Here is a 26526-nt window from a genome sequence, read left to right on the forward strand (position 1 = left end):
AAACGCCCGGTTACATTCCGAACCCGGAAGCTAAGCCTTACAGCGCCGATGGTACTGCAGGGGGGACCCTGTGGGAGAGTAGGACGCCGCCGAACAATCTTTGGAGGACCCTTGGTCCCAGCGTTCACGCTGGGACCAAGGGTCCTTTTTGTTTTTGCTCGAAGAGCGCCGGCTACGCGGCTGCGTCAGAATGACTGCGGTACCGAAGACTAGGAGTCACCCATGTCCACCAACTCTCCCGACGAGCGACCGGAGCGCGACCAGCGCCGCCGGGATGGTGGCGACCGGGGTGGATACCGCGGTGGGCCACGTCGCGACAACGACCGCGGCCCGCGCCGCGACGACCGTCGGGACGGGGATCGCCCCAGCTTCCGCCGCGACGACCGCGACCGCAACGACCGCAACGACCGCGGTGACCGTGGCGGATTCCGTCGCGACGACCGCCGTGACGACCGCCGTGACGGTGACCGTGGTGGCTTCCGTCGCGACGACAACCGTGGCGGAGGAGGCGGCTACCGCGGACGTGACGACCGCGACAGCGGGCGCTCCTCCTTCCGGCGCGACGACCGGCCCGGCGGGTTCCGCCGCGATGACCGGCGTGACGACCGCCGCGACGATCGTGGTGGCAACGACCGTGACCGTGGTGGCGACCGCGGCGGCTTCCGCCGTGACGGCGACCGTCCCGCATTCCGGCGTGACGGGGACCGCCCGGCCTTCCGGCGCGACGACCGCCGTGATGACCGTCGCGATGGTGACCGTCCGGCTTTCCGTCGTGACGAGCGGCGTGATGATCGTGATCGTGGTGGGTTCCGTCGGGACGACCGTGGTGGCAGCGATCGCGGTGGCTTCCGCCGGGATGACCGCCGTGACGATCGGCGCGATGGCGACCGCGGTGACCGTGGTGGCTTCCGCCGCGACGACAACCGTGGTGGTGACCGCCCCGGCTTCCGGCGTGATGACCGCGACCGCGGTGGCGACCGTGGTGGGTTCCGCCGTGACGACCGTCGTGACGATCGGCGTGATGACCGCCGTGACGGCGATCGTCCGGCCTTCCGGCGCGACGACCGTCGTGACGATCGGCGTGATGACCGTGATCGTGGTGGGTTCCGTCGGGACGACCGTGGTGGCAGCGATCGCGGTGGCTTCCGTCGTGATGACCGCCGTGACGATCGGCGTGACGACCGCCGCGATGGCGACCGCGGTGACCGTGGCGGCTTCCGCCGCGACGACAACCGCGGCGGAGGCGGCTACCGCGGGCGTGACGACCGTGGACGCGACGACCGTGGCCGTGGCCCCCGTCGTGACGACAGCCGTGGGCGGCCCGGTGGGTTCCGTGGGCGTGACGACCGCGGTGACCGGGGTGACCGTGGTGGGTTCCGGCGCGACGACCGCGAGCGGGACCGTGAGCCGATCAAGCGGCTGCCGATCCCGGACGACGTCACGGGCGACGAGATCGACCAGGACGTACGGCAGGAGCTGCAGAGCCTGCCCAAGGGGCTCGCTGAGGACGTCGCCAGGAACCTGGTGATGGTCGCCAAGCTCATCGACGAGGACCCCGAGCAGGCCTACGGATACTCCAAGGTCGCGCTGCGGCTCGCCTCGCGCGTCGCCGCCGTACGCGAGGCCGCGGGCTTCGCGGCGTACGCGAACCAGAAGTACAGCGAGGCGCTCGCCGAGTTCCGGGCCGCGCGGCGGATGACCGGTGGTGTGGAGCTGTGGCCCGTCATGGCGGACTGTGAGCGTGGGCTCGGGCGGCCCGAGAAGGCGCTCGACATGGCCGGGGCGCCCGAGGTGCACAAGCTCGACAAGGCCGGACAGGTGGAGATGCGGCTCGTCGCCGCCGGAGCTCGGCGCGACATGGGGCAGATCGACGCCGCCATCGTCACGCTGCAGAGCCCCGAGCTGGCCTCCAGCTCGGTGCAGCCGTGGACCGCGCGCCTGCGGTACGCCTACGGTGACGCGCTGCTCGCCGCCGGGCGTGAGGACGAGGCCCGGGAGTGGTTCGCCAAGGCCATCGAGGCCGACAAGGACGGCAGCACCGACGCGTCCGACCGGCTCGCCGAGCTGGACGGCGTCGAGTTCGTCGACGCGCTCCAGGGCGACGAGGCGGAAGCCGGGACCGAGGTGACGGAGTCGGCCGACGCCGAGCCGGAGAAGCCGCAGCAGGTGGAAGCGGTGGCCCCCGAGGCCGTCGACAGCAACATTGACGCCGACGTGGCCGCTGCCGATGACGTCACTGCCGATGACGTCGACGCTGATGTCGCCGATGACGACCAGGGTGTCGAGCGCGACAAGGACTGATGGCGGTCGCCGCCGCGGCAGTGAGTGTCGTGGCGGTCGCAGGTGAAGGGGCGGGTCTCCAGCCGGAGGCCCGCCCCTTTGTCGTGCGTGCGGTCTGTGTCGTACGTACGGTCTGTGCTCAGAACGCCAGGTCGCGCAGGACCAGGCCCGTCGCGGGCTTCGGGCCGAAGGACGTCGACTTTCGGGGCATCGTGACGCCCTGGCGTGCCAGGTCGCGTACGACCTCCTCGCGGACCGGGTGCATCAGCACCGCCGTGCCGCCCTCGCGCTCGGCCTTCTCGACCGTCGCGTCCGTGTGATGGATGTACGCGATGTGCTCCGGGGCGTCCGGGATGCGCCAGAGGTGGTCGAGGAGCGTGGCGTGCAGGACCGTCGCGTCCAGGGTGCGCCAGGCCTCCGGGCGGCCGAGGGGGACCGTGCGGGCCAGCAGGGCGGGGTCGGGGCGGTCCACGAGGTGGTACGAGCCGTCGCCGGCCAGGAGGAACGCGTTGCTCTCGGACGCGGCGACGCCGAGGGCCGCCCTGGCCTCGGACAAGGAGCACTCCAGAGTGCGTACCCGGAACGAGTCCGCGAGCGCGGCCAGGGCCTCCGCGACCGGGAGCCGGTGCAGATAGCGGTGGATCGCGCGGACCCGCAGCGGATAGCGGGCCGTGTCCACCAGCAGGACCAGGCCGAAGTCCCACGGCCCCGGCGAGCCGTGCTCGGCGCGCAGGCGCAGGTTCGTGGCCCAGCGGTGGTGGCCGTCGGCGATGAGAGCCTGGTGGCGGGCCAGATCTGACTGGATTTCAGCGATCTCCGCGGGGTCGGTCACCGACCACAGACGATGGCTGAAGCCGTCCTCCGTGGTTGTGGAGAGCAGCGGCTTGTGGTGCGTCGCGCGCTCTATGGCGGCCGCGGCGCCGCCCGTCGGGTCGTCGCCGGGGTAGGTGAGGAGCAGCGGCTCCAGGTTCGCGGCCGTCGCGCGCATCAGGGCGGCGCGGTCCTCGACGACGTGCGGCATGACGTCCTCGTGCGGCAGGACGATGCCGTCCGCGGGCTCGGACAGGCGCAGCGCGCCGATGATGCCGCGCTGGAGTATGCCGTCGCCCTGCTGTTCGTACACGTACAGGGCGGGGATGGGGTCGGGGGCCAGGATGCCCTCGGCGAGCCAGTCGTGGAGGGTGTCCGCGGCCTGGCGGTTGCGGGCCGCCGGGGTGGTCGCCTGCGGCAGGATCAGGCGGACGATGTTGTGCGGGTCGGACGACTCCAGTTCCAGGAGGCCGTCCGGTCGCACGATCACGTCGTACGGCGGTGAGGTCACGGCGGCGAGGGAGCCGACCCGTTCGGAGTCGTACCGCACCCCCCGGAACGGGATCAGGTCGAGGCCGTGGACGTCCGTGTGACCCGCTGTGTTCATTAGTGCATCGTAAGTGTGTCAGTGGCATGAGCGATGATCGGGGGAGTGGAATTAGCGAGGAGAGATGCGTAATGAGCCAGACCGGCAGCCAGGGTGGGAATCAGTCTGTGCGGACGCGTCCCGCGGGCAGTGAGCGGGCCCTGAGCGAGAGCTATGACACGGCGCTGCTCGACCTCGACGGGGTCGTGTATGCGGGTGGGAAGGCCATCGCGCACGCCGTCGAGTCGCTGGAGACGGCCCGGTCCGGGGGCATGCATCTCGCGTACGTGACGAACAACGCGCTGCGTACGCCGGACGCGGTGGCCGGTCATCTGACGGAGCTCGGCATTCCCACCGGCCCGGCGGACGTGATCACGTCGGCGCAGGCCGTCGCGCGGCTCGTGAGTGAGCAAGTGCCCGCAGGGGCGCGGGTGTTGGTGGTGGGCGGTGAAGGGCTGCGGGTCGCACTGCGTGAGCGTGGGCTTGAGCCGGTGGAGTCCGCCGATGACGATCCTGTGGCCGTGGTGCAGGGGTATGGCGGGCCGGAGTTGGCGTGGGGGCGGTTCGCGGAGGCCTGTTACGCGATCGCGCGGGGTGTGCCGTGGTTCGCGTCCAACACCGATCTGACCATCCCGAGCGGGCGGGGAATCGCCCCGGGGAACGGGGCCGCCGTGGAGGTCGTGCGCATCGCGACCGGGGCGGAGCCGCAGGTGGCGGGGAAGCCGTTGCCGCCGATGCACCGGGAGACGATTCTGCGGACCGGGGCGGAGCGGGCGCTGGTCGTCGGGGATCGGCTCGACACGGACATCGAGGGGGCGTTCAACGGGGGTGTGGATTCGCTGCTCGTCCTGACGGGGGTCACGGACGGGGCGCAGTTGCTGGCCGCTCGGCCTGAGCATCGGCCGACGTATGTGGACGCCGATCTGCGGGGGATGCTGCGGGGGCAGCCTGAGGTGGGGCAGGTGGGCGAGGGGTTTGCTTGTGGGGGGTGGGTTGCCTCTGTGCGGGGGGAGGCGCTGGTGCTTGAGGGGGAGGGGGCGGCTTTGGATGGGTTGCGGGCGTTGTGTGCGGTGGCCTGGGCGGCGGCGGGGGACGGGGTGTGTGGGTTGGACGGGGGGAAGGTGTTGGCTCGGCTGGGGGTTTAGGTTTCCCCGATCCCGCCCCTTCCCGAAGCCGGGGCTCCGCCCCGGACCCCGTTGTCGGCGCTGCGCGCCTCGTCCTCAAGCGCCGGACGGGCTGAAATGGGGGGTGGGGGTCGCGGGTGGGTGGGACGGACCTCCGCCGGATCGGCCTTCGGCCTCGTCCTCAAGCGCCGGACGGGCTGACCGGGGTGCCGGTGGGCGTTACGCTTCCTCGCCGTCGGACAGGAGTTGGTCTTCTGTTGCGCCCTTGCGCCAGTAGCCCGTGAACTTGATGCGTTTGCGGTCGAAGCCTCGGTCGGTGACCAGGTGGCGGCGTACTGCCTTGACCGTCGCTGACTCGCCGGCGATCCAGGCGTAGGGGGCGCCGGTGGGCAGGGTGGCGGCGCGGATGGCGGGCGTTGTCGTGCCCTCGCCCGTGAGCCAGGTGATGTCGGCGTCCGCCTTGGTGAGCAGTTCCTGGCGGTCCGCCGGGTCGTGGAGTTCCAGCCAGGCCAGGACCCGGGCCGACGGCGGGAGTGCTTCGAGGATGCCCGCGACGGCGGGGAGTGCCGACTCGTCGCCGGTGAGGAGGATCCAGTCGGTGTCGGCGGGCGGCCGGAAGTCGTACGCGGCGTTCTCCTCCTCGACCGGGGCGAGGACGCCGACGCGGGTGCCGGGGCGTGCCGTGCGGGCCCAGCGCGAGGCGGGGCCCTCGGGGGAGCGGGTGTCCGGGGCGGGTGCGTGGACGGCGAAGTCGACGATCAACTCGTGCGGGTCGCGGCGCAGTTCACGGATGGTGTACGTGCGCATGATGCCGCGTACGTCGGGGTCCAGGTCCCGCCAGGCCGCGTACCAGTCGGGGGAGTCCGTGTCCGGCATGACCGGCGCGCTCTGGCCCGGCTGCGGCAGAAACACCTTCACGCGCTGGTCGCGGCCGCCCGAGGCCATCTGGGCCATCTCGGAGCCGCCGAAGGCCACGCGGACCATCGACGGCGTCAGCCGTTCGGTGCGCAGGACTTGGGCGTCGAAGAACCGGAACGGGGTCTCGGTCATGGGGTGAGCCTTTCTCCTGTGCGTCGTGGCGGGAGGACGGGTGGGACCGGCGGGGCCGGGGGATCGGTTACCGCTTGAGCTTCTTCGACTTCTCGATGGCCGCCGCGAGCTGTTCGAGCACGGGGGCGTAACCGGCGTAGCTGTAGCGCTCCTCCATGGACCAGGGGACGGTCTGGCCGGCCTTGACGGCGGGGAGCTTCGCCCAGGTGGGCTTCTTCGCGAGCTGCTCCTCGGTCAGTGCCGACGAGCGGTTGTCGACCATGATCAGGTCGGCGTGGTACTTGTCGGCGTTCTCCCAGCTCAGGAACTCCCAGAAGCCCCACTCGTCGCTCTTCTTGCCCTCGACGAACTCGACGCCGAGGTCCTTGAAGTAGTTCAGGTCGCAGTAGGAGTCGGGGACGGCGACGTACATCTGCTGGGCGTCGCCCGTCATCGCCATGACCTTCAGGCCGCCGCTGGCCTTCGCGGCCTTGCGCAGGGTCCGTTCGGCCTTCTCGAAGCGGGACTTGGCGGCCTTGACCTTCTGGGACTCCAGGTCCGCGCCGAGTGAGGCGGCCAGGTCGGTGTAGCGCTTGAGGGGTTCGAGGAGGGAGGCGCGGGCGCCGTTGATGCCGACCGTGGGGGCGAGGGCGGCGATCTTCTTGCTGCTCTCGTCGGGGACGAACCAGAGGTTGGGCGGCGGGAACATGTTGCTGATCAGGAGGTCGGGCTTGAGGGCCGCGTACTTCTCGATGTTGAACTGGCCCCAGGTCTCGCCGAGGCTGGTCAGTTTGTCGACATCGAGATCGCCGGCCTGCGGGTTGGGCTTGCCGTTGACGGGCTTGGAGGGGCCGAAGACGCCGGTGACCTCGACGCCGTAGTCGTGCAGGGCCGCGGCCGTGCTGATGAACGCGACGATGTTCTTCGGGGTCGAGTCGGAGCGCGCGGTCTTGCCGCGGTCGTCCTTGAAGCTCCAGGCCTTGCCGTCGGAGCCCGAGCCCGGCTTCTTGCCGTTCTCGTCGCCGGAGTCCTCGCTGCCGCAGGCGGTGAGCACGGCGCCGAGGCCGAGGGCGGCGCCGCCGGTGAGCAGGCCGCGGCGGCTGACACCGCCGGAGGCGCGGGCGGCGGTGAGGGTGCGGGAGGGGCGGAGCGCGCGCATCAGACGACCTTCTTCGAGTCTTCTATCGCCTTGGCGAGCCGCTCGATGAGCGGCGCGAATCCGGCGTGGCTGAACTGGGCTTCGTTGAACCAGGGGGCGACCTGGTCGGCTTCGGCGGCGGGCAGACGGGCCCACGTCGGCTTGGCCTTCTTGAGCTCGGCGGGCTGGAGGTTCCCGGTCCGTTTGTCGACAAGGATCAGGTCGGCCTCGTACCGGTCGGCGTTCTCCCAGCTGAGGTCCTGGAAGAAGCCGCCCTTCATGGTGCTTGTGGGCTTCACGAACTCGACGCCGAGGTCGCTGTAGTGGCGCAGGTCGGTGAAGTCGTGCGGGTCGCCCACGTACATGCGGTCGGCGGTGGCGGCCATCGCGAGGACCCGGACGCCGCCGCGGGACTTCGCGGCCTTGGCGGCCTTGCGGAGCCGCTCGGACGCGTCCTCGAAGCGCTTCTTCGCCGCCGTCACCTTCGCGGCCCGCAGGTCGGCGCCCAGGGACTCGGCGAGTTCGGCGAAGCGGCCGATGGCCTTGGTCAGGGTCGTCTTGCCGGTGAGGATGCCGACGCTGGGCGCGATCGGCAGGATCTTGTCGGCGGACTCCTCGGGGACGTACCAGAGGGTCGGGGAGACGTTCATGGTGCTGACGAGGAGTTCGGGGCGCAGACCCACGTACTTCTCGATGCTGAACTGGCCCCAGGCGTTGCCGATGACGGTCACCTTGTCGACATCGACACCCGCGGCCTGCACATCGGGATCGCCGTTCTTCAGCTTGGTGGGGCCGAAGACGCCGGTGCACTCGATGCCGAAGTCGTGCAGGGCGGCGGCCGCGCCGATGTAGGCGACGATGCGGCGCGGCTGCTTGTCGGCCCTCGCCGTCCTGCCGCGGTCGTCCTTGAACGCCCAGGGGCCGCTCCCCTTCGAGGAGTTGTCACCCTTGCCGCCGTCGCCCTTGTCATCGCCGCACGCCGTGAGCAGCACGCTCGCGCCGAGCGCGCCGCCCGCACCGAGGAGTGCCCGCCGTGACATGGGCGACAGGGGCGCGAGGGGAGACCCAGGAGAGGGGCGTGACCGGGGCATACGTGCCGCTTCTCTCGTCGAAGAGCGATGGGAGGGTAGGCTAACCTAACCGCGTGTTGGTCGACAGTCCCCCTGAACCCCGCGCGGAAACCGCTCCCGCGCCGCCCGGCCGCCGCGCGCTCCGCGGTGCCGGGCTCGTCCTCTCCCTCGTCCTGCTGCTGGCCCTGATGGCCGTCAGCATCTCCGTGGGCGCCAAACAGCTCTCCATGGACCAGGTCTGGCACGGACTGTTCGAGGACTCGGGGACGTACGCCGATGTCGTGGTCGGTGAGCGGGTCTCGCGCACGCTGCTCGGAGTCCTCGCGGGCCTCGGACTCGGTCTCTCCGGCGCGGTCCTGCAGGCCCTGACCCGCAACCCGCTGGCCGACCCCGGCCTGCTCGGCATCAACATGGGCGCGTCGGCCGCCGTGGTCACCGCCATCAGCTTCTTCGGCGTCACCTCGCTGAGCGGCTATGTGTGGTTCGCCTTCGCGGGCGCGGCGATCGTCGGGGTCCTCGTGTACGCGCTCGGCGGCACGCGCAGCGCGACCCCCGTGCGGCTCGCGCTCGCCGGAACCGCGCTGACCGCCGCACTCGCCGGCTATCTCCAGGCCGTGATGATCACGGACAACGCCGCGCTCGACAAGATGCGCTTCTGGACGGTCGGCTCCCTGGCCTCCGCCAAGATGGAGACCATCCAGCAGGTCCTGCCGTTCCTCACCGTCGGCACCCTGCTCGCGCTCGGCCTGGCCCGGCCGCTCAACGCCGTGGCGATGGGCGACGACACCGCCCGCGCGCTCGGCGCCCGGCTGACCCGCACCCGCGCCCTGTCCATGGCCTCCGCGACGCTGCTGTGCGGCGCCGCGACCGCCGCCTGCGGGCCCATCGCGTTCGTCGGCCTGATGGTGCCGCACATGGTGCGCTCCTTCACCGGCCCCGACATGCGCTGGATCTTCCCCTACGCCGCCGTCCTCTCGCCCGTCCTGCTGCTCGGCGCCGATGTGCTCGGCCGGGTGATCTCGCGCCCCGCCGAGGTCCAGGTCGGCATCGTCACCGCGGCCATCGGCGCCCCGGTGTTCATCCTGCTCGTACGACGGCGGAGGACGGCCCAGCTGTGAAGGCGATACGTACCCGCGGCGGGCTCTCGGTCCGCCTCGACGTCCGCACGGCCGTCGTGGTGGTGACCCTCGTCCTCGCCGCACTCGTCGCGAGCGTCGTGCTCATCGGCACCGGCGACTTCGACATCCCGGCCGCCGACGTCATCCGCACCCTCCTGGGGAACGGCGACCCCGGCCAGGAGTTCATCATCAACGACCTGCGGCTGCCGAGGGTCGTGGTCGGGCTCCTGGTGGGCGCGTCCCTCGGCCTCGGCGGCGCGCTGTTCCAGTCCATCTCCCGCAATCCGCTGGGCAGCCCGGACGTCCTCGGCATCGGGCAGGGCTCGACCGCCGGCGCGCTCCTCATGATCGTGGTCTTCAGCGGCAGCGCGAGCCAGGTCGCGGGCGCCGCGCTGGTCGGCGGCCTGGTCACCGGCGCCGCGATGTATCTGCTCGCCTGGCGCCGTGGCGTACACGGCTACCGGCTCGTCCTCGTCGGCATCGGCATGAACGCCCTCGCCGTCGCCATCAACGGCTACCTGCTGACCAAGGCGGACTTCGTCGACGCGGCGCGCGCGGTCGTGTGGATGACGGGCTCGCTCAACGGCCGCGACTGGGACCAGGTCTGGCCGCTGCTCACGCTGTGCGCCGTGCTGCTTCCGCTGATCGTCATGCACGCGCGGCCGCTGCGGATGCTGGAGATGGGTGACGACACGGCGTACGCGCTCGGGGTGCCCGTCGAACGGACCCGCGTCGTCCTCATGGGCGCCGCCGTGCTGCTCACCGCGGCCGCGACCGCCGCCGCCGGGCCCGTCAGCTTCGTCGCCCTCACCGCGCCGCAGCTGGCCCGCCGCCTGACCCGCTCGCCCGGCCCGAACCTGGTGCCCGCCATGTGCATGGGCGCGACCCTGCTGATCGTCGCCGACTGGGCCTCGCAGCGGGCCTTCGGCGCCGACCAGCTGCCCGTCGGCGTCGTCACCGGTGTCCTCGGTGGCGTGTATCTGCTGTGGCTGCTCGTCACCGAGCGCAAGGCGGGGCGCATATGAGTGCCCGCTTGAGCGCCCGCGTGCCACGGCGGGGGCGCGCATGACGCCGCGGACCCGGACCTCGTACGAAGAACCCCACGACCAGGAGCGTGCCCCCGTGAACCGGCTCATCGCCGACGACGTGACCATCGGCTACGACCAGCGTGTCATCGCGGAGAAGCTGTCCGTGGAGATCCCCGACAACTCCTTCACGGTGATCGTCGGCCCGAACGCCTGCGGCAAGTCGACGCTCCTGCGCGCCCTGTCCCGGATGCTCAAGCCCTCCGCAGGGCGGGTCCTCCTCGACGGCCAGACCATCCAGTCGCTGCCCGCCAAGCAGGTCGCGCGCACGCTCGGCCTGCTGCCGCAGTCGTCCATCGCCCCCGACGGCATCACGGTCGGCGACCTGGTGGCGCGCGGCCGCTACCCGCACCAGGGGCTGCTGCGGCAGTGGTCCAAGGAGGACGAGCGGATCGTACGCGAGTCCATGGAGTCGACCGGCGTCGCCGAGCTGGGGGACCGGTACGTCGACGAGCTCTCCGGTGGTCAGCGCCAGCGCGTGTGGATCGCCATGGCGCTCGCCCAGCAGACGCCGCTGCTGCTGCTCGACGAGCCGACCACGTTCCTCGACATCCAGCACCAGATCGACGTCCTCGACCTGTGCGCCGATCTGCACGAGGAGCAGGGGCGGACGCTGGTCGCCGTGCTGCACGACCTGAACCACGCCGCCCGGTACGCCACGCACCTCATCGCGCTGCGCGACGGGAAGGTGCTGGCCGAGGGGGCTCCTGGGGACATCGTTACCGCCGAGCTGGTGGCGGAGACCTTCGGGATCAAGTGCCAGGTGATTGATGATCCGGAGACGGGGACGCCGTTGGTGGTGCCTGCTGCGCGTAAGGCTCGCGTGGGCGCGTAGCGGTGGTCTGGGGTGATGTGTATGGGGGCTTCGCCCCCGTTCCCCCCTTTTTTTGCCGCTTCGCGGCTCGTCCTCAAGCGCCGGACGGGCTTTGATGGCTCGTCCTCCAGCGCCGGACGGGCTGTGATGGCTCGTCCTCTAGCGCCGCGGGCCTCAGAGGAGCTTGCGTAGGTGTAGGAGGTCTCGTAGGCCTGCCTCCAGTTTTACTCGGCCTGAGGCCCATGCCTTGGCGAAGTTCAGGTCGCCGTTGACCATGGCGACCAGGTCGTCGCCGGTCATGGCCAGGCGGATCTGGGCCTTGTCGCGGGGTGGGCCGGGGTGCTCGTCCAGGACCTCGATCCGGCCGTTCTGCAGGCGGCCCGCGAGGGTGACGTCCAGGTCTCTGAGATGGCAGCTCAGGGTGCGGTCGAGCGCCGCGGCACTGCGTACGTCGCCGTCCGCGGTCGCGAGGTTGTCCGAGAGTTTGTCGAGTGCGCTGCGGCACTCCGCCATGGTCGCCATCGTGATCGACGGTACCGCAGGGCTTCGATGTAGCGTCGTGGCATGAGCGACTGGACGCCGGGCCGCGAGCCCGAGCTCACGGAGGCGGAGTGCGAGATTCCGGCGGAGGCGGACGCCGGTGTTCCGGTGGGCCTGGAGGCTGATGCTCCGGTGCGTGCGGACGCCGGTGTTCCGGTGGGTCCGGACGCCGACGCCGCCCCCTCCGAGCCCGCCCCGCTGGAAGTCGTCCGCACTCCCACCGGGTACGCCGAGGTGGACGCCCAGCTCCAGCGTCTCGGCGACGCCGACCACCTCGCCACCGACGGCCACATCGAGGTGTACGAGGATGTGCACCGGGGCCTGCGCGACGCGCTGACCGCGCTGGACGCACGCCCCGGACCGCCCGCACCCTCGGGGGCGCCCGCACCGATCAACAACAGGAGCTGAACCGAACGTGGCAGGAGTGGCACGCCGCCGCCTCGACGCCGAGCTGGTCCGCAGGAAGCTCGCGCGCTCGCGCGAGCACGCGAGCCAGCTGATCGCCGCCGGCCGGGTGAGCGTCGGCAAGACCCTCGCGACCAAACCGGCGACGCAGGTGGAGACGGCCGCCGCGATCGTCGTCACCCAGGACGACGACGATCCCGACTACGTCTCGCGCGGCGGCCACAAGCTCGCCGGCGCCCTGCAGACCTTCGTACCGGAAGGGCTGGCCGTCGAGGGACGGCGCGCCCTCGACGCGGGCGCCTCCACCGGCGGCTTCACCGATGTGCTGCTGCGCGCGGGCGTGGCGCACGTCGTCGCCGTCGACGTCGGCTACGGCCAGCTCGCCTGGTCGCTGCAGAGCGACGACCGGGTCACCGTCAAGGACCGTACGAACGTACGCGAGTTGACGCTCGACCTCATCGACGGCGAGCCCGTCGACCTGGTCGTCGGCGATCTGTCCTTCATCCCGCTGGGGCTCGTCCTGCCCGCCCTCGCGCGCTGCGCGGCACCCGACGCGGACCTCGTCCTGATGGTGAAGCCGCAGTTCGAGGTCGGCAAGGAGCGCCTCGGCAGCGGAGGTGTGGTGCGCAGCGCGGAGCTGCGGGCCGAGGCCGTGCGGACCGTGGCACGGCAGGCGTGGGGGCTCGGCCTCGGGGTGCGCGGCGTGACCGCCAGCCCGCTGCCCGGGCCCTCCGGGAATGTCGAGTACTTTCTGTGGCTGCGCGCCGGGGCGCCGGAACTCGACCCGGCGGACGTCGACCGTGCCGTGGCGGAGGGGCCCCGTTGAGTCAGACCCGAGCTCGTACTGTTTTTCTCCTTGCCCACACCGGCAGGCCCGCGGCCATCCGCAGTGCCGAACTCGTCGTGCAGGGGCTGCTGCGCAGCGGCCTCGGTGTGCGGGTGCTTGAGGCGGAGGCTGCGGACCTGCCGTTGCCCGACGAGGTGGAGCTGGTCAAGGAGGCGACACCCGCGTGCCTCGACGCCTGCGAACTCCTCATCGTGCTCGGCGGTGACGGGACGCTGCTGCGCGGCGCGGAGTTCGCCCGCGCCTCCGGCGTGCCGATGCTCGGCGTGAACCTCGGCCGCGTCGGCTTCCTCGCCGAGGCCGAGCGGGACGACCTGGACAAGGTCGTCGACCGCGTCGTCACCAAGGCCTACGAGGTCGAGGAGCGCATGACCGTCGACGTCGTCGTGCACAGCAACGGCGACGTCGTGCACCGGGACTGGGCGCTCAACGAAGCCGCCGTGCAGAAGATGTCGGCCGAGCGGATGCTCGAGGTCGTCCTGGAGATCGACGGCCGTCCCGTGACCGGCTTCGGCTGCGACGGCATCGTGTGCGCGACGCCGACCGGCTCGACCGCGTACGCCTTCTCGGCGGGCGGGCCCGTGGTGTGGCCGGAGGTCGAGGCGCTGCTCATGGTGCCGATCAGCGCGCACGCCCTCTTCGCCAAGCCGCTGGTGACCTCGCCGGACTCCGTCCTCGCCGTCGAGGTCCAGCCGCACACGCCGCACGGGGTGCTGTGGTGCGACGGGCGGCGGACCGTCGAGCTGCCTGCCGGGGCGCGCGTCGAGGTGCGCCGGGGCGCCGTGCCGGTGCGGCTCGCGCGGCTGCACCACGCGTCGTTCACCGACCGGCTCGTGGCCAAGTTCGCCCTGCCGGTGTCGGGGTGGCGGGGGGCGCCGCAATAGCACTTCGCTGGAGGGGGTGTGCTTGTGCCCGCGGGACGGTGGGGGCTGGGCGTGCAGTTCCCCGCGCCCCTTACGGGGCGCGTTGGACCTCGCCGGAGCCGTCCCGGGGCGGGCGGGGTCAGGTCGCGTTGACCACGGTGATGGCCCGGCGCCGCAGCACCGCCATCACCGGCAGACCGGTGGCACCGAGGGCAAGGAGCAGTGTGCCGACGGCTATGCCCGTCGGCACCGCCCAGGGCAGATACGGGACGGCCGAGCCGAAGGCGGTGCTGAGCATCGGGGCGAGGGTCGCGAGGGCGATCACACCGCCGAGCAACAGCGCCGTCCCGGCGACGACCACCGCCTCCCAGGCCGCCATCGCCCGCACCTGGCGGCGCTGGGAGCCCACGACCCGCAGCAGGGCCAGGTCGCGGCGGCGCTCGAAGGAGATCATGGCGAGGGTGTTGGCCGAGGCTATGGCGGCGAAGCCCGCGTACAACGACGTGCCCATGTAGTCCATCCAGACCTCGCCCGTGCTGCCCGCGGAGCCGGTGTGGTGCTCGGCCGTCGTATGGATCGCGATCTTCGTGAGGCCGAAGCCGACGACGAGGAGCAGCGGCACCACCGCCGCGGAGAAACGGCGCGGCTGGGAACGGACGTTGAGCATCGCCAGGCGTGCCGCGCCGCCGCCCAGACGGCCCACGGCCGCCGAGACCAGCCAGGCCGCGGGCCCGATGAGCCGCGGGCCGAGCAGCCCCGCGCCCACGCAGAACAGGATGAGGACCAGGAACGCACCCTCGCCCGCCTCGTCCGCGGGCTGCCGCGAGAGCAGCACCGACAGGACGACACCGCCCGCGACCGCGAGCACCCCGAGCGGCGCCCGCAGCAGCCCCAGCCCGCGCCGCCCGGCCGCCGCCTCGTGCAGCGCGCGTGCGGGCCGCAGCAGGGAGAAGCGCAGCGAGGACAGCACCGCGGCCAGCACCGAGGTGATCACGGCCACGCCCAGGCACACGGGCAGCGCGAGCCAGCTGAAGCGGAAGGACACCTCGGCCGGGACCAGGCCGTGCGTCACCATGCCCCGGAACCACACGCGGGCCAGCACGCCGCCGAGCATGAAGCCGACCAGGGCCGCGGGCACGGACGCGGCCAGGGACTGGACGGCCACCGCGCGGCGGACCTGGCGGGGCCTGGCGCCGATGGAGCGGACCAGGGCAAGCTCGCGGTGCTGCTGCACCACGGCCGTGCCCATGGTCGACGCGACCACGAATATCGACATGTAGATCGAGCCGATCAGAAGCACGGTCGCCGTGTCGCCCACGCCGTTCTCCGTGAGCGTCGCGCGGGCCTCGCGCGAAAGGCCGTCCGTGCTCGTCGTGCGCAGCACCATCGTCGAGGCGCTCACGACGGTCGCCGCGAACAGTGCGGCGACGGCCGTGCCGATGAAGGCCGGGCGGTGCGCGCGCAGCGCAGCCCGTGCCAGTCCTGTACTCATATCGATCATGATCCTGCGGCGGGGCGGCCGCCCACCATGAAGGCGGCCGCAGAATCCCCCTGGGGAAAACCCCACCCCGGCGGGTGACAGGTGACGTTTTCGGTGCCTTCGCCACCTGCGCGTTCACGCAAGGACGCCAGGGCACGTCGCACAGCGGACTCCTGACCTCGTAAGGTCGTGTGCGTGTTGGAGGAGATGCGGATACGGTCGCTCGGAGTCATCGACGACGCGGTGGTCGAGCTGTCGCCCGGCTTCACCGCCGTGACCGGCGAGACCGGAGCGGGCAAGACGATGGTCGTCACGAGCCTCGGCCTGCTGCTCGGCGGGCGCGCCGACCCCGCCCTGGTGCGGATCGGCGCCAAGTCGGCGGTCGTGGAGGGGCGCATCACCGTGCCCTCGGACGCCGCCGCGGCCGTGCGCGCCGAGGAGGCCGGGGCCGAACTCGACGACGGGGCGCTGCTCGTCAGCCGGACGATCTCCGCCGAGGGGCGCTCCCGCGCCCACCTCGGCGGGCGCTCGGTGCCGGTCGGCGTGCTGTCCGAGCTGGCCGACGACCTCATCGCCGTGCACGGGCAGAGCGACCAGCAGGGCCTGCTCAAGCCCGCCCGGCAGCGCGGCGCGCTCGACCGGTACGCGGGCGAGGCCGTCGCTGTGCCCCTCGACAAGTACTCCGCCGCGTACCGCAGGCTGCGAGCCGTCGCCACGGAGCTCGACGAGATCACCACGCGTGCCCGCGAGCGCGCCCAGGAAGCCGACATGCTCCGCTTCGGCCTGGAGGAGATCGCCGCCGTCGAACCCCGCGCGGGCGAGGACACCGAACTCGCCGCCGAGGCCGAGCGCCTGGGGCACGCCGAGGCGCTCGCCTCCGCCGCGACGCTCGCCCACGCCGCCCTCGCCGGGAACCCCGAGGACCCCGAGGGCGTGGACGCCACCACCCTCGTCGCGGGCGCCCATCGCGCCCTCGAAGCCGTTCGCTCCCACGACCCCGCCCTCGCCGTCCTCGCCGGGCGCATCGGCGAGATCGGCATCCTCCTGTCGGACGTCGCGGGCGAACTCGCGGGGTACGCCGACGACCTCGACGCCGATCCGCTGCGGCTCGCCGCCGTCGAGGAGCGGCGGGCCGCCCTGACGCAGCTCACCCGCAAGTACGGCGAGGACGTCGGGGCCGTGCTCGCCTGGGCCGAGGACGGGTCCGCGCGGCTCGTCGAGCTGGAGGGCGACGACGATCGGCTCGCCGGGCTCACCGCCGAACGTGATGCCCTGAGCGCCGAGCTCTCCGGGCTCGCCCGGGCCCTCACCGAGGCCCGCGTCGAGGCCGCCTCGCGGTTCGCCGCCGCCGTCACCGAGGAGCTGGCCTCGCTCGCCATGCCCCACGCGCGCGTGACCATCGACGTGCGCCAGGCCGACGATCCCGACGGGGTCGAGATCGACGGCCGTACCGTCGCCTACGGGCCCGCCGGTGTCGACGAGGTCGAGCTGCTGCTCGCCCCGCACCCCGGCGCGCCGCCCCGGCCCATCGCCAAGGGGGCCTCCGGCGGTGAGCTGTCCCGCGTCATGCTCGCCGTCGAAGTCGTCTTCGCCGGTACGGATCCCGTGCCCACCTACCTCTTCGACGAGGTCGACGCCGGGGTCGGGGGCAAGGCGGCCGTCGAGATCGGGCGGCGGTTGGCTCGGCTCGCCAAGTCCGCGCAGGTCGTTGTCGTCACCCACCTTCCGCAGGTGGCGGCGTTCGCCGATCGGCAGCTTCTGGTCGAGAAGACCAACGACGGGTCCGTCACGCGGTCCGGGGTGCAGGTCCTCGAAGGGGAGGACCGGGTGCGGGAGCTTTCCCGGATGCTGGCCGGGCAGGAGGACTCCGAGACTGCTCGGGCGCATGCGGAGGAGTTGTTGGCTGCGGCTCGGGGGGAGGGGTGAGGGTGGGGCCTCTCGGTGCGCCCCAGTCCCGCCCCTTCCCGTAACTGGGGGCTCCGCCCCCAGACCCCCGCTCCTCAAACGCCGGAGGGCTGGATTTTCCAGCCCGTCCGGCGTTCGAGGACGAGGCGCGGAGCGCCGATACGGGGTCCGGGGCGGAGCCCCGGGTTCGGGAAGGGGCGGGGTTGGGGAGCCCCCGGCAAGGCCCCCGTACCCTCACCCCATGATCACCCCCTCCCGCCGCCGCACCGCCTTCCTCCTCGCCGCCACCGCCACCCGCGGTGCCCTCACGGCACTCCGCACCCGCCCACCCGGCGGCCCCACCCGCTGGCAGCGGACGAACTTCACGGGCCGCACCGTCGAGTTGCACGCGGGCCCCGCGGCCGTCGTGGGCACCACCCTCGGCGCGGCGGCGCTCGCTCCCCGGCCACGCGCGGCAGCGGCCCTCGCCGTGCTGGCGGCGGGGGCCTGCGGGGCGTACGACGACGTGGCGGGCGCGGCGGACCCCCGGCGCGGGTTCCGTGCGCATACGGCCGCCTTGCGCGGGGGCGAAGTGACCAGCGGCGCCGTGAAGTTGTTCGGCGTCTCGGCCGCCGCGCTCGCCGCGGGCGCCCTGCTCAAGGAACGCCCCGTCGACAAGGTGCTCGCGGGCGTCGTCATCGCCGGTACCGCTCACTTCGTGAACCTCGTGGACGTACGCCCCGGCCGGGCCGCCGCCACGGTGCTCGCCCTCGGCGCGCCCGGCCTGCTGCGCCCGGGCCCGGGCGCCACGCTCGCCGCCGCGTCGATGGGCGCGGCGGCCGCCGTACTGCCCGACGACATGGCGCAGCGCACGATGATCGGCGACACGGGGGCGCACGCCCTCGGCGCGGCCCTGGGCGCGGCCATCGTCGCGGGCAACCGTCGCGCCGGTCTCGCCGTCCACGCGGCGGGACTGGTCGCCGCGGCTGTGTGCGGGGACACGGTGAGCAGGCTGGCCCGGTCCGGGTTCGCGCCGGAGGGGGAGCGGGTGCGGGCTGCTGAGTAGCAGGGAGAGGAGGGCTGGGCGGAGGGGCGGACAAAGGGCCGGGCGGAGGGGCCGGACCAGAGGCTGGGGGATGGGGCGCACGAGGGGCCTGGAGGAAGGCCCGGGCGGAGGGGTCGGATCAGAGGCCGGGCGATGGGGCGTACGTAGGGCCCGGAGGAAGGTGGCGGAGGGCCGGGTGAGAGGGCGGGAGGCAGGGCGGGCGGAAGGCCGGGCGAGGGGGCCGGACGAAGGCGGGCAGAGGGCCGGGCCGAAGGGGGCCGGGCGGAAGGTCGTGCGGAAGGCCGGACGAAGGCCCGGGCGATGGGGCGGGCGGAAGGCAGGGCGAAGGGGCTGGCCGAAGGGTGGGCGGGAGGCCTGGATGGGGGTGGGTGTCTGGGGTGTCAGGGTGGCGGTAGGTGGCCCCGGCCGCTCTGTTGTGTCCAACTTTCGCAAAGGCTTTCCGGCGCGGCCTCCGGCTTGCGAAGATGCGGGGGCCGACGGGCCGTTGGCCGGAGGGGGCGTTCGGTCGCGGACCCGGCCCTGGCCCTGGGCCTCGCGCCTGTGCTCACCCGAGTGGGTGATCCCGTGCGTGAAGTTGTCCGGCCCGACGCGGAAGGGACCTTTCAGCAGTGCCGGAACGGCCGTACGTACTGGCATTCTTGGCGCTGTGCGTGGGCGGGCCACCGACCGCCCGTACCGCCGGCGCCCACCCATCCCTCGGCGCGCCGCCCAGCCGCCGACCCGACCCAGGAGCCCCGGCCACGTGAGCCACGTGAGCACCCCCGCACCGCAAGGCCAGCCGCCGCTGCACACCGTGCAGGTCCTCGGCGGCGGCAGCGCGGGAAGCAGCGCGCACGTCAGGTCCCTGGCGACAGGGCTGGCCGCGCGCGGCGTGCGCGTCACCGTGTGCGCCCCCACCGAGGCCGACGAGGCGTACGACTTCGCGGGCACCGGCGCCCGCCACGTCCCCGTGCCGCGCCGCAGCGACCCCGCGTCCGTCGCCGCCCTGCGGACCGCCTGCGCCGACGCCGACCTCGTGCACGCGCACGGGCTGCACGCCGCGCTGCGCGCCGCCATCGCCCTCACCGGCCGCCGTATCCCGCTCGTCGTCACCTGGCACACCCGCGCCCAGGCCTCGGGCGCCCGCGCCCACGTCCTGCGGGTCCTGGAGCGGCGCGTCGCCAGGGCCGCCGCCGTGGTCCTCGGCACCTCGTCCGACCTGGTCGTCCGGGCCCGCGGCCGGGGCGCCCGCGACGCCCGCCTCGCGCCGGTCGCCCTGCCCACGCCCCGCCGCGCCGAGCGCACGGACGACGAACCCACCGGGCCCCGCCACAAGATCCGCGCCGAACTCGGCGCTGTCGACCGCCCCCTGCTCCTCGCCGTCGGCTCCCTGGAGGCCCACCGCGGCTACGACATCCTCCTCGACGCCGCCCGCGCCTGGGCCGGACTCGCCCCGCTGCCGCTGCTCGTCGTCGCGGGCGAGGGGTCCGAGCGCGCCGCCCTCCAGGACCGCATCGACGCCGAAGGCCTGCCCGCCCGGCTCGTCGGGCGCCGGGACGACGTACCGGAACTCCTCGCCGCCGCCGACCTCGTGGTGCTGCCCAGCGAGTGGGAGTCCCGTTCCCTGCTCGCCCAGGAGGCCCTGCACGCGCGCGTGCCGCTCGTCGCCACCGCCGTCGGCGGCATCCCCGAACTCGTCGGCGACGCCGCCGAACTCGTCCCGTACGGGGACGCCCGGGCCCTCTCCGACGCCGTCGTCCGCCTCCTCGCCGACGGCGCACGGCGCCAGGAGCTGAAGGACCTGGGCACCGCCCAGGCCGTCACCTGGCCCACGGAGGACGAAACGGTCACTCAAGTGCTGAGTGTCTATGACGAGTTGACTCAGCCGATCAGTTCCTATTGATCAGCCGACGAGCCCTCTCGTCGGTCAGTCGCTCGGCGGCGTCGGCGGCACGTGCCTGCGGGCCCGCAGCGCCAGGCTGAGGGCGAGTACGGTCTGCGGGTCGTCCAGGTCCGTGCCGAGGAGTTCACCGATCCGGGCCAGGCGGTTGTAGAGGGTCTGGCGGTTGAGGTGGAGCTCGCGGGCCGTCTCCGCCTTGCGGCCCGCGTGCGCCAGGTAGGTCTGGAGGGTGGGCAGCAGGGGCGGCTTGGAGCGCTGGTCGTGGTCGCGCAGGGGGCCGATCGCGCGGTCCACGAACGCGGCGAGCGCGGTGCCGTCGTGCTGGTGCAGGCGCCACAGGAGCAGGTCGATGTCCAGGCGCCGCGCGTCGTACCAGGGCCTGTCCGGCAGCCCCTGCGCCGCCGTCGCCGTCTCCGCCGCGTGCCGCAGGCCCGACGCTGCCGCCGCCCAGCCGCCCGCCACGCCGACCACCACGATCGGCGGCTGCGCCCCGGCCCGCCGCATGCCCGCCCGCTCGACCCCGGCCCGCAGCGCCGCCGAGACCCGGTCCGCGACCGTCGTGCGCTCGGGCTCCGTGCGCAGCCCGAGCAGGAGCGGAACCCTCCCTTCCACGGGGCGTACGCCGAGCAGGACCGGCACTCCCACCGACGCCAGCTCTTCCGCGACCGCGCGCGCGAGGACCGCCCAACCGCCGCCGGTCGGCAGGCCGTCGGGGATCCGCATGACCACGGGGAGCAGCGGGCTCGACCCCGGCTTGAAGCCGAGGACGCGGGCCTGGGCGGGGGCGTCCTCGGCGGTGATGCGGCCCTCGGCGAGGTCGGTGAGGAAGTCGCCGCGGCCGCGGGCCGCCAGCTCCTCCTCCTGCCTCGCCTGCATCAGGACCACCGCGAGGCTGCCCGCGGCCCGCTCGGCGGCGATCCGGTGGACGGGCAGGAGCGCGGACTCCACGGCGAGCAGGACCAGGCGGGCCCGCACCGATCCGGCGCCGGGCCCGCCGCCGGGCACGTCCACGAGGACGGCGCCCGCCGGGGGCTCGTCCCGGTCCTCCGGGCGCCCCCGCAGCCCCTCCCAGACCTGGAGCGGGTCGGCGCAGGCGCTGCCCGCCCCGGCGGCGTACAGGAGCTGGCCGTCCGCCGTCTCCAGGAACACCGGGTTGCCGCTGAACTCGGCGAGGACGGAGAGCACTTGGGGGATGCCGCCACCGGAGAGCAGCGCCCCGGTGCAGCGGCGGTGCACCTCCTCGGCGCGGCGCAGAAGTGTGTAGTGGCCGTTGACGATCTCCGTGTGCACCTCTTCGGTGACGGTCACGAAGGGCACTTCGCGGTGCAGCTGGACCAGGGGGAGACCGGCCGCGCGGGCCGTGTCGACGAGCGCGGCGGGCAGGCGGGCGAAGCGCGGGCCCAGCTCGACGACCAGGGCCGCGATGCCGCGCTCGGCGAGGTCGCGGACGAAGGCGCGCTGCTCGGCCGGGCGGGAGCCGAGGCCGAGGCCCGTGGTCAGCAGGAGTTCGCCGCCCTTGAGGAGCGAGGCGATGTTCGGCACCTCGCCCGCGTGCACCCAGCGCACCGTGCGGCCCAGCCGGTCGGCGCCCGCGACGATCTCGGGGAGACCGCCGCGCAGACCGGGGAGTTCCAGCGCCCGCTGTACGGTGATGCCGCCCTGAGCGTCCTGACTGTCCATGGGGCGGACGCTACCTGACCAGGCCCGGCGGGCCGGTCGCCGTGCGGACGGCGGGGCTCCGCACGACGGGTGGGTGTCCTGGCCGCCGGGACTTGGCGGGGCCGGCCGGCCCCGCCCTCGTACGACCCGGCGCCGCTCCGTGAGCCTCGACGCCGTCCCCATGGGCCCCCGCGCTAGCCCCCGTACGCCCCCGAAGCCGTCAGGCGCAGTGCCGTGTCGATGAGCGGCACGTGGCTGAACGCCTGGGGGAAGTTGCCGACCTGGCGCTGCAGGCGCGGGTCCCACTCCTCGGCTAGCAGGCCGAGGTCGTTGCGCAGGGCGAGCAGGCGCTCGAAGAGCTTGCGGGCCTCGTCGACGCGGCCGATCATCGCCAGGTCGTCGGCCATCCAGAACGAGCAGGCGAGGAACGCGCCCTCGTCGCCCTCCAGGCCGTCCACGCCCGCGTCGTCCCCGGAGGTCGGATAGCGCAGGATGAAGCCGTCCGGCGTGGACAGCTCGCGCTGGATGGCCTCGATCGTGCCGATGACGCGCTTGTCGTCGGGCGGCAGGAAGCCGACCTGCGGGATCAGGAGCAGCGAGGCGTCCAGCTCCTTGGAGCCGTACGACTGGGTGAAGGTGTTGCGCTCCTTGTCGTAGCCCCGCTCGCAGACGTCCCGGTGGATGTCGTCGCGCAGGTCGCGCCAGCGCTCCAGAGGGCCGTCGGCGTCGCCGGACTCGATGAGCTTGATGGTGCGGTCGACGGCGACCCAGGCCATCACCTTGGAGTGCACGAAGTGGCGGCGCGGTCCGCGCACCTCCCAGATGCCCTCGTCGGGCTGGTCCCAGTGCGTCTCCAGATAGCGGATCAGCTTGAGCTGGAGCAGGGAGGCGTAGTCGTTGCGGGCGAGGCCGGTCATGTGGGCCAGGTGCAGGGCCTCGGTGACCTCTCCGTAGACATCGAGCTGGAGTTGGTGGGCCGCGCCGTTGCCCGCGCGGACGGGCGCCGAGTTCTCGTACCCCGGAAGCCAGTCCAGCTCCGCCTCGCCCAGCTCGCGCTCGCCCGCGATGCCGTACATGATCTGCAGGTTCTCCGGGTCGCCCGCGACCGCGCGGAGCAGCCACTCGCGCCAGGCGCGGGCCTCCTCGCGATAGCCGGTGCGCAGCAGCGAGGAGAGCGTGATGGCGGCGTCGCGCAGCCACGTGAAGCGGTAGTCCCAGTTGCGGGAGCCGCCGATGTCCTCCGGAAGGGAGGTGGTGGGCGCGGCGACGATGCCGCCCGTGGGGGCGTACGTCAGGGCCTTGAGGGTGATGAGGGAGCGGACCACGGCCTCGCGGTAGGGCCCGTGGTACGTGCACTGGGCCACCCAGTCGCGCCAGAACTCCTCCGTCGCCGTGAGCGCCGCCTCCGGCTCGGGCTGGGCGGGCTGGCCCTTGTGAGAGGGCTGCCAGGAGATGGTGAAGGCGATCCGGTCGCCGGGGGCGACGGTGAAGTCCGAGTACGTCGTGAGGTCCTTGCCGAAGGTCTCGGCGGTGGTGTCGAGCCACACCGAGTCCGGCCCGGCGACGGCCACCGTGCGCCCGTCGACCTTGTGCACCCACGGCACCACGCGGCCGTAGCTGAAACGCATCCGCAGGGCGGAGCGCATCGGCACCCGGCCGCTGACGCCCTCCACGATCCGCACCAGCTGCGGGGCGTCGGAGTCGCGCGGCGGCATGAAGTCCGTGACCCGGACCGTGCCGCGCGGGGTGTCCCACTCGGACTCCAGGATCAGGGAGTCGCCGCGGTACGTACGCCGGGTCGACGGTGCGGGACTCGTGCCCGGACCGTGGGCGGGACCCAGCCGCCAGAAGCCGTGCTCCTCCGTGCCGAGCAGGCCGGCGAAGACGGCGTGGGAGTCGAAGCGGGGCAGACACAGCCAGTCGACCGTGCCGTCCCGGCAGACCAGCGCGGCGGTCTGCATGTCTCCGATCAGTGCGTAATCCTCGATGCGCCCGGCCACGTGCATCCCCATTCAAACGGCCACGTTCGCCCGCTCACGGGGCGCTCGTTCTACGGTCAAGGGTTCGCTGTAAAACGAACTGCCGGGCCCGAAGGTTTCCAGTGATGTCCAGAAGTGCCGACGGGGGATGGTTCAGCCCGTGCGCACGGCTCGGCAGCGAGTGTCCGAGCAACATACATCGACGCCCCGGATATCTGCCCGCTCGTCCCGCCAACGTGACTACGCCGAACGAGTTCCGGGTGAAAGCGGTGCCCGTCCCGTACCCGTCCGGTGTTCGAGGGGTGAAGATCATGTACGTGATGTGAAAGCGCGTGTCAAGACGTGGCCGGAAGCAGCCCCCGTCTGTCGCTGATACCCTGGTAGCCCGTGAGCCGGTGGTCCTAGAACCCCCGAACCGCAGCGACGGCACCTCCCTCCGAACAGGAGCGGACGCCGGTACGCACCTTCAGACCGCGACGCACGGGAGCCCCCCTTTGGCCATGCAGCCCACATCCACGACGACCAAGCACATCTTCGTCACCGGGGGTGTCGCCTCCTCCCTCGGCAAGGGTCTGACTGCCTCCAGCCTGGGTGCGCTCCTCAAGGCCCGGGGCCTGCGCGTCACGATGCAGAAGCTCGACCCGTACCTGAACGTCGACCCCGGCACGATGAACCCCTTCCAGCACGGCGAGGTGTTCGTCACCAACGACGGCGCCGAGACCGACCTGGACATCGGCCACTACGAGCGCTTCCTCGACGTCGACCTCGACGGCTCGGCCAACGTCACCACCGGCCAGGTCTACTCCCAGGTCATCGCCAAGGAGCGCCGCGGTGAGTACCTGGGCGACACCGTGCAGGTCATCCCGCACATCACCAACGAGATCAAGCACCGCATCCGCCGCATGGCCACCGACGACGTCGACGTCGTCATCACGGAGGTCGGCGGCACGGTCGGCGACATCGAGTCGCTGCCGTTCCTGGAGACCGTCCGCCAGGTCCGCCACGAGGTCGGCCGCGACAACGTCTTCGTCGTGCACATCTCGCTGCTGCCCTACATCGGCCCCTCCGGCGAGCTGAAGACCAAGCCGACCCAGCACTCCGTCGCCGCCCTGCGCAACATCGGTATCCAGCCGGACGCGATCGTGCTGCGCGCCGACCGCGACGTGCCGACCGCCATCAAGCGCAAGATCTCGCTGATGTGCGACGTCGACGAGGCCGCGGTCGTCGCCGCCATCGACGCCAAGTCGATCTACGACATCCCGAAGGTCCTGCACACCGAGGGCCTGGACGCCTATGTCGTCCGCAAGCTGGACCTGCCCTTCCGCGATGTGAACTGGACCCAGTGGGAGGACCTGCTCGACCGGGTCCACAACCCCGACCACGAGGTCGCCATCGCGCTGGTCGGCAAGTACATCGACCTGCCCGACGCCTACCTCTCGGTGACCGAGGCGCTGCGCGCCGGCGGCTTCGCCAACAAGGCCCGCGTCAAGATCAAGTGGGTCACGTCCGACGACTGCAAGACCCCGGCGGGCGCCGCCAAGCAGCTCGGCGACGTCGACGCGATCTGCATCCCCGGCGGCTTCGGCGACCGCGGCGTGTCCGGCAAGGTCGGCGCGATCCAGTTCGCCCGCGAGAACAAGATCCCGCTGCTCGGCCTCTGCCTCGGCCTGCAGTGCATCGTGATCGAGGCGGCCCGCAACCTCGCGGACATCCCCGACGCCAACTCCACCGAGTTCGACTCCGCCACCTCCCACCCGGTCATCTCCACCATGGCCGAGCAGCTCGACATCGTCGCGGGCGAGGGCGACATGGGCGGCACCATGCGGCTCGGCATGTACCCGGCCAAGCTCGCCGAGGGCTCCATCGTGCGCGAGGTGTACGACGGCAAGGAGTACGTCGAGGAGCGCCACCGCCACCGCTACGAGGTGAACAACGCCTACCGCGCCGACCTGGAGAAGCAGGCGGGCATCCTGTTCTCCGGCACCTCGCCCGACGGCAAGCTCGTCGAGTACGTCGAGTACCCGCGCGAGGTCCACCCCTACCTGGTCGCGACCCAGGCCCACCCGGAGCTGCGCTCGCGTCCGACCCGGCCGCACCCGCTCTTCGCGGGCCTGGTGAAGGCCGCCGTCCAGCGCCAGCAGGCCGCGGGCAAGTAGCGGCGGGATACGGTTGCCGGGGTGCGCGCCTTGCGGGCGCGGACCCCGGTTTCTGTTTTTTGTACGTGGGAGGACAGCGCGACATGACGATCAAGGACACCGCCGAGGAGTGGCAGGTCACGGCGAGCGAGACCCCGTTCGTCGGCAACAAGACCTCGGTGCGCACCGACGACGTCGTCATGCCGGACGGGACAGTGGTCCGCCGCGACTACCAGGTCCACCCCGGCTCGGTCGCCGTCCTCGCGCTCGACGAGGAGGACCGCGTCCTGGTCATCCGCCAGTACCGCCACCCGGTGCGCCACAAGCTGTGGGAGATCCCCGCGGGGCTGCTCGACGTCCCCGGCGAGAACCCGCTGCACGCCGCCCAGCGCGAGCTGTACGAAGAGGCCCACGTCAAGGCCGAGGACTGGCGCGTGCTCACCGACGTGTACACCACGCCCGGCGGCTGCGACGAGGCCGTGCGCGTGTTCCTCGCCCGTGGCCTCTCCGAGGCCGAGGGCGAGCGCTTCGAGGTCTCCGAGGAGGAGTCCGACATGGAGCTGGCGCGGGTCCCCCTCGCGGACCTGGTACGCGGCGTGCTCGCCGGCGAGCTGCACAACAACTGCCTCGTCGTGGGCGCCCTGTCGCTCACCGCGGCGCTCCAGGGCGACGGCGTGGACTCCCTGCGCCCGGCCGACGCGCCGTGGCCCGCACGGCCGTTCGAGGCCTGAGCGGCGA

The 26526-nt window shown here is 72.6% G+C and carries 22 protein-coding genes and 1 rRNA gene; 15 read left to right on the forward strand and 8 right to left on the reverse strand.

All coding sequences use genetic code 11. The annotated features are described in order from the left end of the window. From rrf to ACZ6AA_RS40160, 3 genes are all read left to right on the forward strand, one after another. Positions 1–95: ribosomal RNA gene (gene rrf / locus ACZ6AA_RS40150) — 5S ribosomal RNA — on the forward strand; the annotation flags it as partial. 95 nt (positions 96–190) lie between these two features. Further along, entirely contained in the window at positions 191–1528 is a 1338-nt protein-coding gene (locus ACZ6AA_RS40155; RefSeq protein WP_471463503.1) for a hypothetical protein, read from the forward strand. Beyond that, on the forward strand, positions 1420–2301 hold the full coding sequence (locus ACZ6AA_RS40160; protein WP_468453465.1) for a tetratricopeptide repeat protein: 882 nt from the start codon (positions 1420–1422) through the stop codon (positions 2299–2301). The genes ACZ6AA_RS40155 and ACZ6AA_RS40160 overlap by 109 nt, the downstream gene beginning before the upstream one ends. Before the next feature lie 118 nt (positions 2302–2419). Here ACZ6AA_RS40160 and ACZ6AA_RS40165 read toward each other — a convergent pair whose 3' ends face one another. Next, positions 2420–3697: a DUF1015 domain-containing protein gene (locus tag ACZ6AA_RS40165; protein ID WP_468480598.1), complete on the reverse strand. Its 1278-nt coding sequence runs from the start codon at positions 3695–3697 to the stop codon at positions 2420–2422. Between the two features lie 71 nt (positions 3698–3768). Here ACZ6AA_RS40165 and ACZ6AA_RS40170 point away from each other — a divergent pair, with 71 nt between their 5' ends. Further along, positions 3769–4821, forward strand: coding sequence for an HAD-IIA family hydrolase (locus ACZ6AA_RS40170; protein WP_471463470.1), 1053 nt, complete (start codon positions 3769–3771; stop codon positions 4819–4821). Between the two features lie 198 nt (positions 4822–5019). Here ACZ6AA_RS40170 and ACZ6AA_RS40175 read toward each other — a convergent pair whose 3' ends face one another. The 3 genes from ACZ6AA_RS40175 to ACZ6AA_RS40185 form a co-directional block, all read right to left on the reverse strand. Then, on the reverse strand, positions 5020–5850 hold the full coding sequence (locus tag ACZ6AA_RS40175) for a siderophore-interacting protein (RefSeq protein WP_471463472.1): 831 nt from the start codon (positions 5848–5850) through the stop codon (positions 5020–5022). A 67-nt stretch (positions 5851–5917) separates the two neighbouring features. Continuing rightward, positions 5918–6988 (reverse strand): ABC transporter substrate-binding protein, encoded by a 1071-nt coding sequence (locus tag ACZ6AA_RS40180; protein ID WP_468480601.1) that lies wholly within the window; start codon positions 6986–6988, stop codon positions 5918–5920. Then, positions 6988–8007, reverse strand: coding sequence for an ABC transporter substrate-binding protein (locus tag ACZ6AA_RS40185; RefSeq protein ID WP_471463474.1), 1020 nt, complete (start codon positions 8005–8007; stop codon positions 6988–6990). Before ACZ6AA_RS40185 ends, ACZ6AA_RS40180 begins: the two co-directional genes overlap by 1 nt. 104 nt (positions 8008–8111) lie before the next feature. On the opposite strand from ACZ6AA_RS40185, the gene ACZ6AA_RS40190 reads away from it, so the two are divergent. Genes ACZ6AA_RS40190 through ACZ6AA_RS40200 form a run of 3 tightly spaced genes read left to right on the forward strand, consistent with a single transcriptional unit; the run spans position 8112 to position 11075 of the window. After that, positions 8112–9155, forward strand: a complete 1044-nt coding sequence (locus ACZ6AA_RS40190; protein WP_471463476.1) for a FecCD family ABC transporter permease — start codon at positions 8112–8114, stop codon at positions 9153–9155. Continuing rightward, on the forward strand, positions 9152–10180 hold the full coding sequence (locus tag ACZ6AA_RS40195; protein ID WP_468480603.1) for a FecCD family ABC transporter permease: 1029 nt from the start codon (positions 9152–9154) through the stop codon (positions 10178–10180). Before ACZ6AA_RS40190 ends, ACZ6AA_RS40195 begins: the two co-directional genes overlap by 4 nt. Positions 10181–10220: 40 nt before the next feature. Next, the gene (locus tag ACZ6AA_RS40200; protein ID WP_468452679.1) at positions 10221–11075 is read left to right on the forward strand and encodes an ABC transporter ATP-binding protein; all 855 of its coding nucleotides are present in this window, start codon (positions 10221–10223) and stop codon (positions 11073–11075) included. Between the two features lie 153 nt (positions 11076–11228). Here ACZ6AA_RS40200 and ACZ6AA_RS40205 read toward each other — a convergent pair whose 3' ends face one another. Continuing rightward, positions 11229–11576: an SCP2 sterol-binding domain-containing protein gene (locus ACZ6AA_RS40205; protein WP_468452681.1), complete on the reverse strand. Its 348-nt coding sequence runs from the start codon at positions 11574–11576 to the stop codon at positions 11229–11231. Positions 11577–11618: 42 nt separating this feature from the next. Between ACZ6AA_RS40205 and ACZ6AA_RS40210 the strand changes: the two genes are divergently transcribed. The 3 genes from ACZ6AA_RS40210 to ACZ6AA_RS40220 are packed head-to-tail and all read left to right on the forward strand — an operon-like array spanning position 11619 to position 13727. Further along, positions 11619–12002 (forward strand): hypothetical protein, encoded by a 384-nt coding sequence (locus tag ACZ6AA_RS40210; RefSeq protein WP_468480604.1) that lies wholly within the window; start codon positions 11619–11621, stop codon positions 12000–12002. A gap of 7 nt (positions 12003–12009) precedes the next feature. Beyond that, entirely contained in the window at positions 12010–12825 is an 816-nt protein-coding gene (locus ACZ6AA_RS40215) for a TlyA family RNA methyltransferase (RefSeq protein WP_471463479.1), read from the forward strand. After that, positions 12822–13727 carry an NAD kinase gene (locus ACZ6AA_RS40220; RefSeq protein WP_190119106.1) on the forward strand — a complete coding sequence of 302 codons (906 nt, stop codon included), beginning with the start codon at positions 12822–12824 and terminating at the stop codon, positions 13725–13727. The genes ACZ6AA_RS40215 and ACZ6AA_RS40220 overlap by 4 nt, the downstream gene beginning before the upstream one ends. A gap of 118 nt (positions 13728–13845) precedes the next feature. On the opposite strand, the gene ACZ6AA_RS40225 is transcribed toward ACZ6AA_RS40220, so the two are convergent. Continuing rightward, a complete protein-coding gene (locus tag ACZ6AA_RS40225) occupies positions 13846–15198 on the reverse strand; it encodes an FtsX-like permease family protein (protein WP_471463481.1) in 1353 nt (450 codons plus the stop codon). Positions 15199–15393: 195 nt separating this feature from the next. On the opposite strand from ACZ6AA_RS40225, the gene recN reads away from it, so the two are divergent. The 3 genes from recN to ACZ6AA_RS40240 all read left to right on the forward strand — a co-directional run bounded on the left by recN (position 15394) and on the right by ACZ6AA_RS40240 (position 20018). Beyond that, the gene (recN, locus tag ACZ6AA_RS40230; protein WP_468453467.1) at positions 15394–17112 is read left to right on the forward strand and encodes a DNA repair protein RecN; all 1719 of its coding nucleotides are present in this window, start codon (positions 15394–15396) and stop codon (positions 17110–17112) included. 220 nt (positions 17113–17332) lie between these two features. Further along, positions 17333–18136: a hypothetical protein gene (locus tag ACZ6AA_RS40235; RefSeq protein ID WP_468452689.1), complete on the forward strand. Its 804-nt coding sequence runs from the start codon at positions 17333–17335 to the stop codon at positions 18134–18136. A gap of 742 nt (positions 18137–18878) precedes the next feature. Beyond that, positions 18879–20018, forward strand: a complete 1140-nt coding sequence (locus ACZ6AA_RS40240) for a glycosyltransferase family 4 protein (protein ID WP_468452691.1) — start codon at positions 18879–18881, stop codon at positions 20016–20018. Positions 20019–20042: 24 nt separating this feature from the next. Here the strand turns inward: ACZ6AA_RS40240 and ACZ6AA_RS40245 are convergent, their stop codons facing one another. Together ACZ6AA_RS40245 and ACZ6AA_RS40250 are read right to left on the reverse strand one after the other, a co-directional pair. Continuing rightward, a complete protein-coding gene (locus tag ACZ6AA_RS40245) occupies positions 20043–21695 on the reverse strand; it encodes a PucR family transcriptional regulator (RefSeq protein ID WP_468480608.1) in 1653 nt (550 codons plus the stop codon). Positions 21696–21868: 173 nt separating this feature from the next. After that, positions 21869–23680, reverse strand: a complete 1812-nt coding sequence (locus ACZ6AA_RS40250) for a glycoside hydrolase family 15 protein (RefSeq protein WP_468453469.1) — start codon at positions 23678–23680, stop codon at positions 21869–21871. A gap of 473 nt (positions 23681–24153) precedes the next feature. Here ACZ6AA_RS40250 and ACZ6AA_RS40255 point away from each other — a divergent pair, with 473 nt between their 5' ends. Continuing rightward, positions 24154–25809 carry a CTP synthase gene (locus ACZ6AA_RS40255; protein WP_468452695.1) on the forward strand — a complete coding sequence of 552 codons (1656 nt, stop codon included), beginning with the start codon at positions 24154–24156 and terminating at the stop codon, positions 25807–25809. 83 nt (positions 25810–25892) lie between these two features. Continuing rightward, positions 25893–26519: an NUDIX domain-containing protein gene (locus ACZ6AA_RS40260; RefSeq protein WP_468452697.1), complete on the forward strand. Its 627-nt coding sequence runs from the start codon at positions 25893–25895 to the stop codon at positions 26517–26519. Positions 26520–26526 lie beyond the last annotated feature (7 nt).

The organism is Streptomyces sp. NPDC040610 (genome assembly GCF_055594065.1).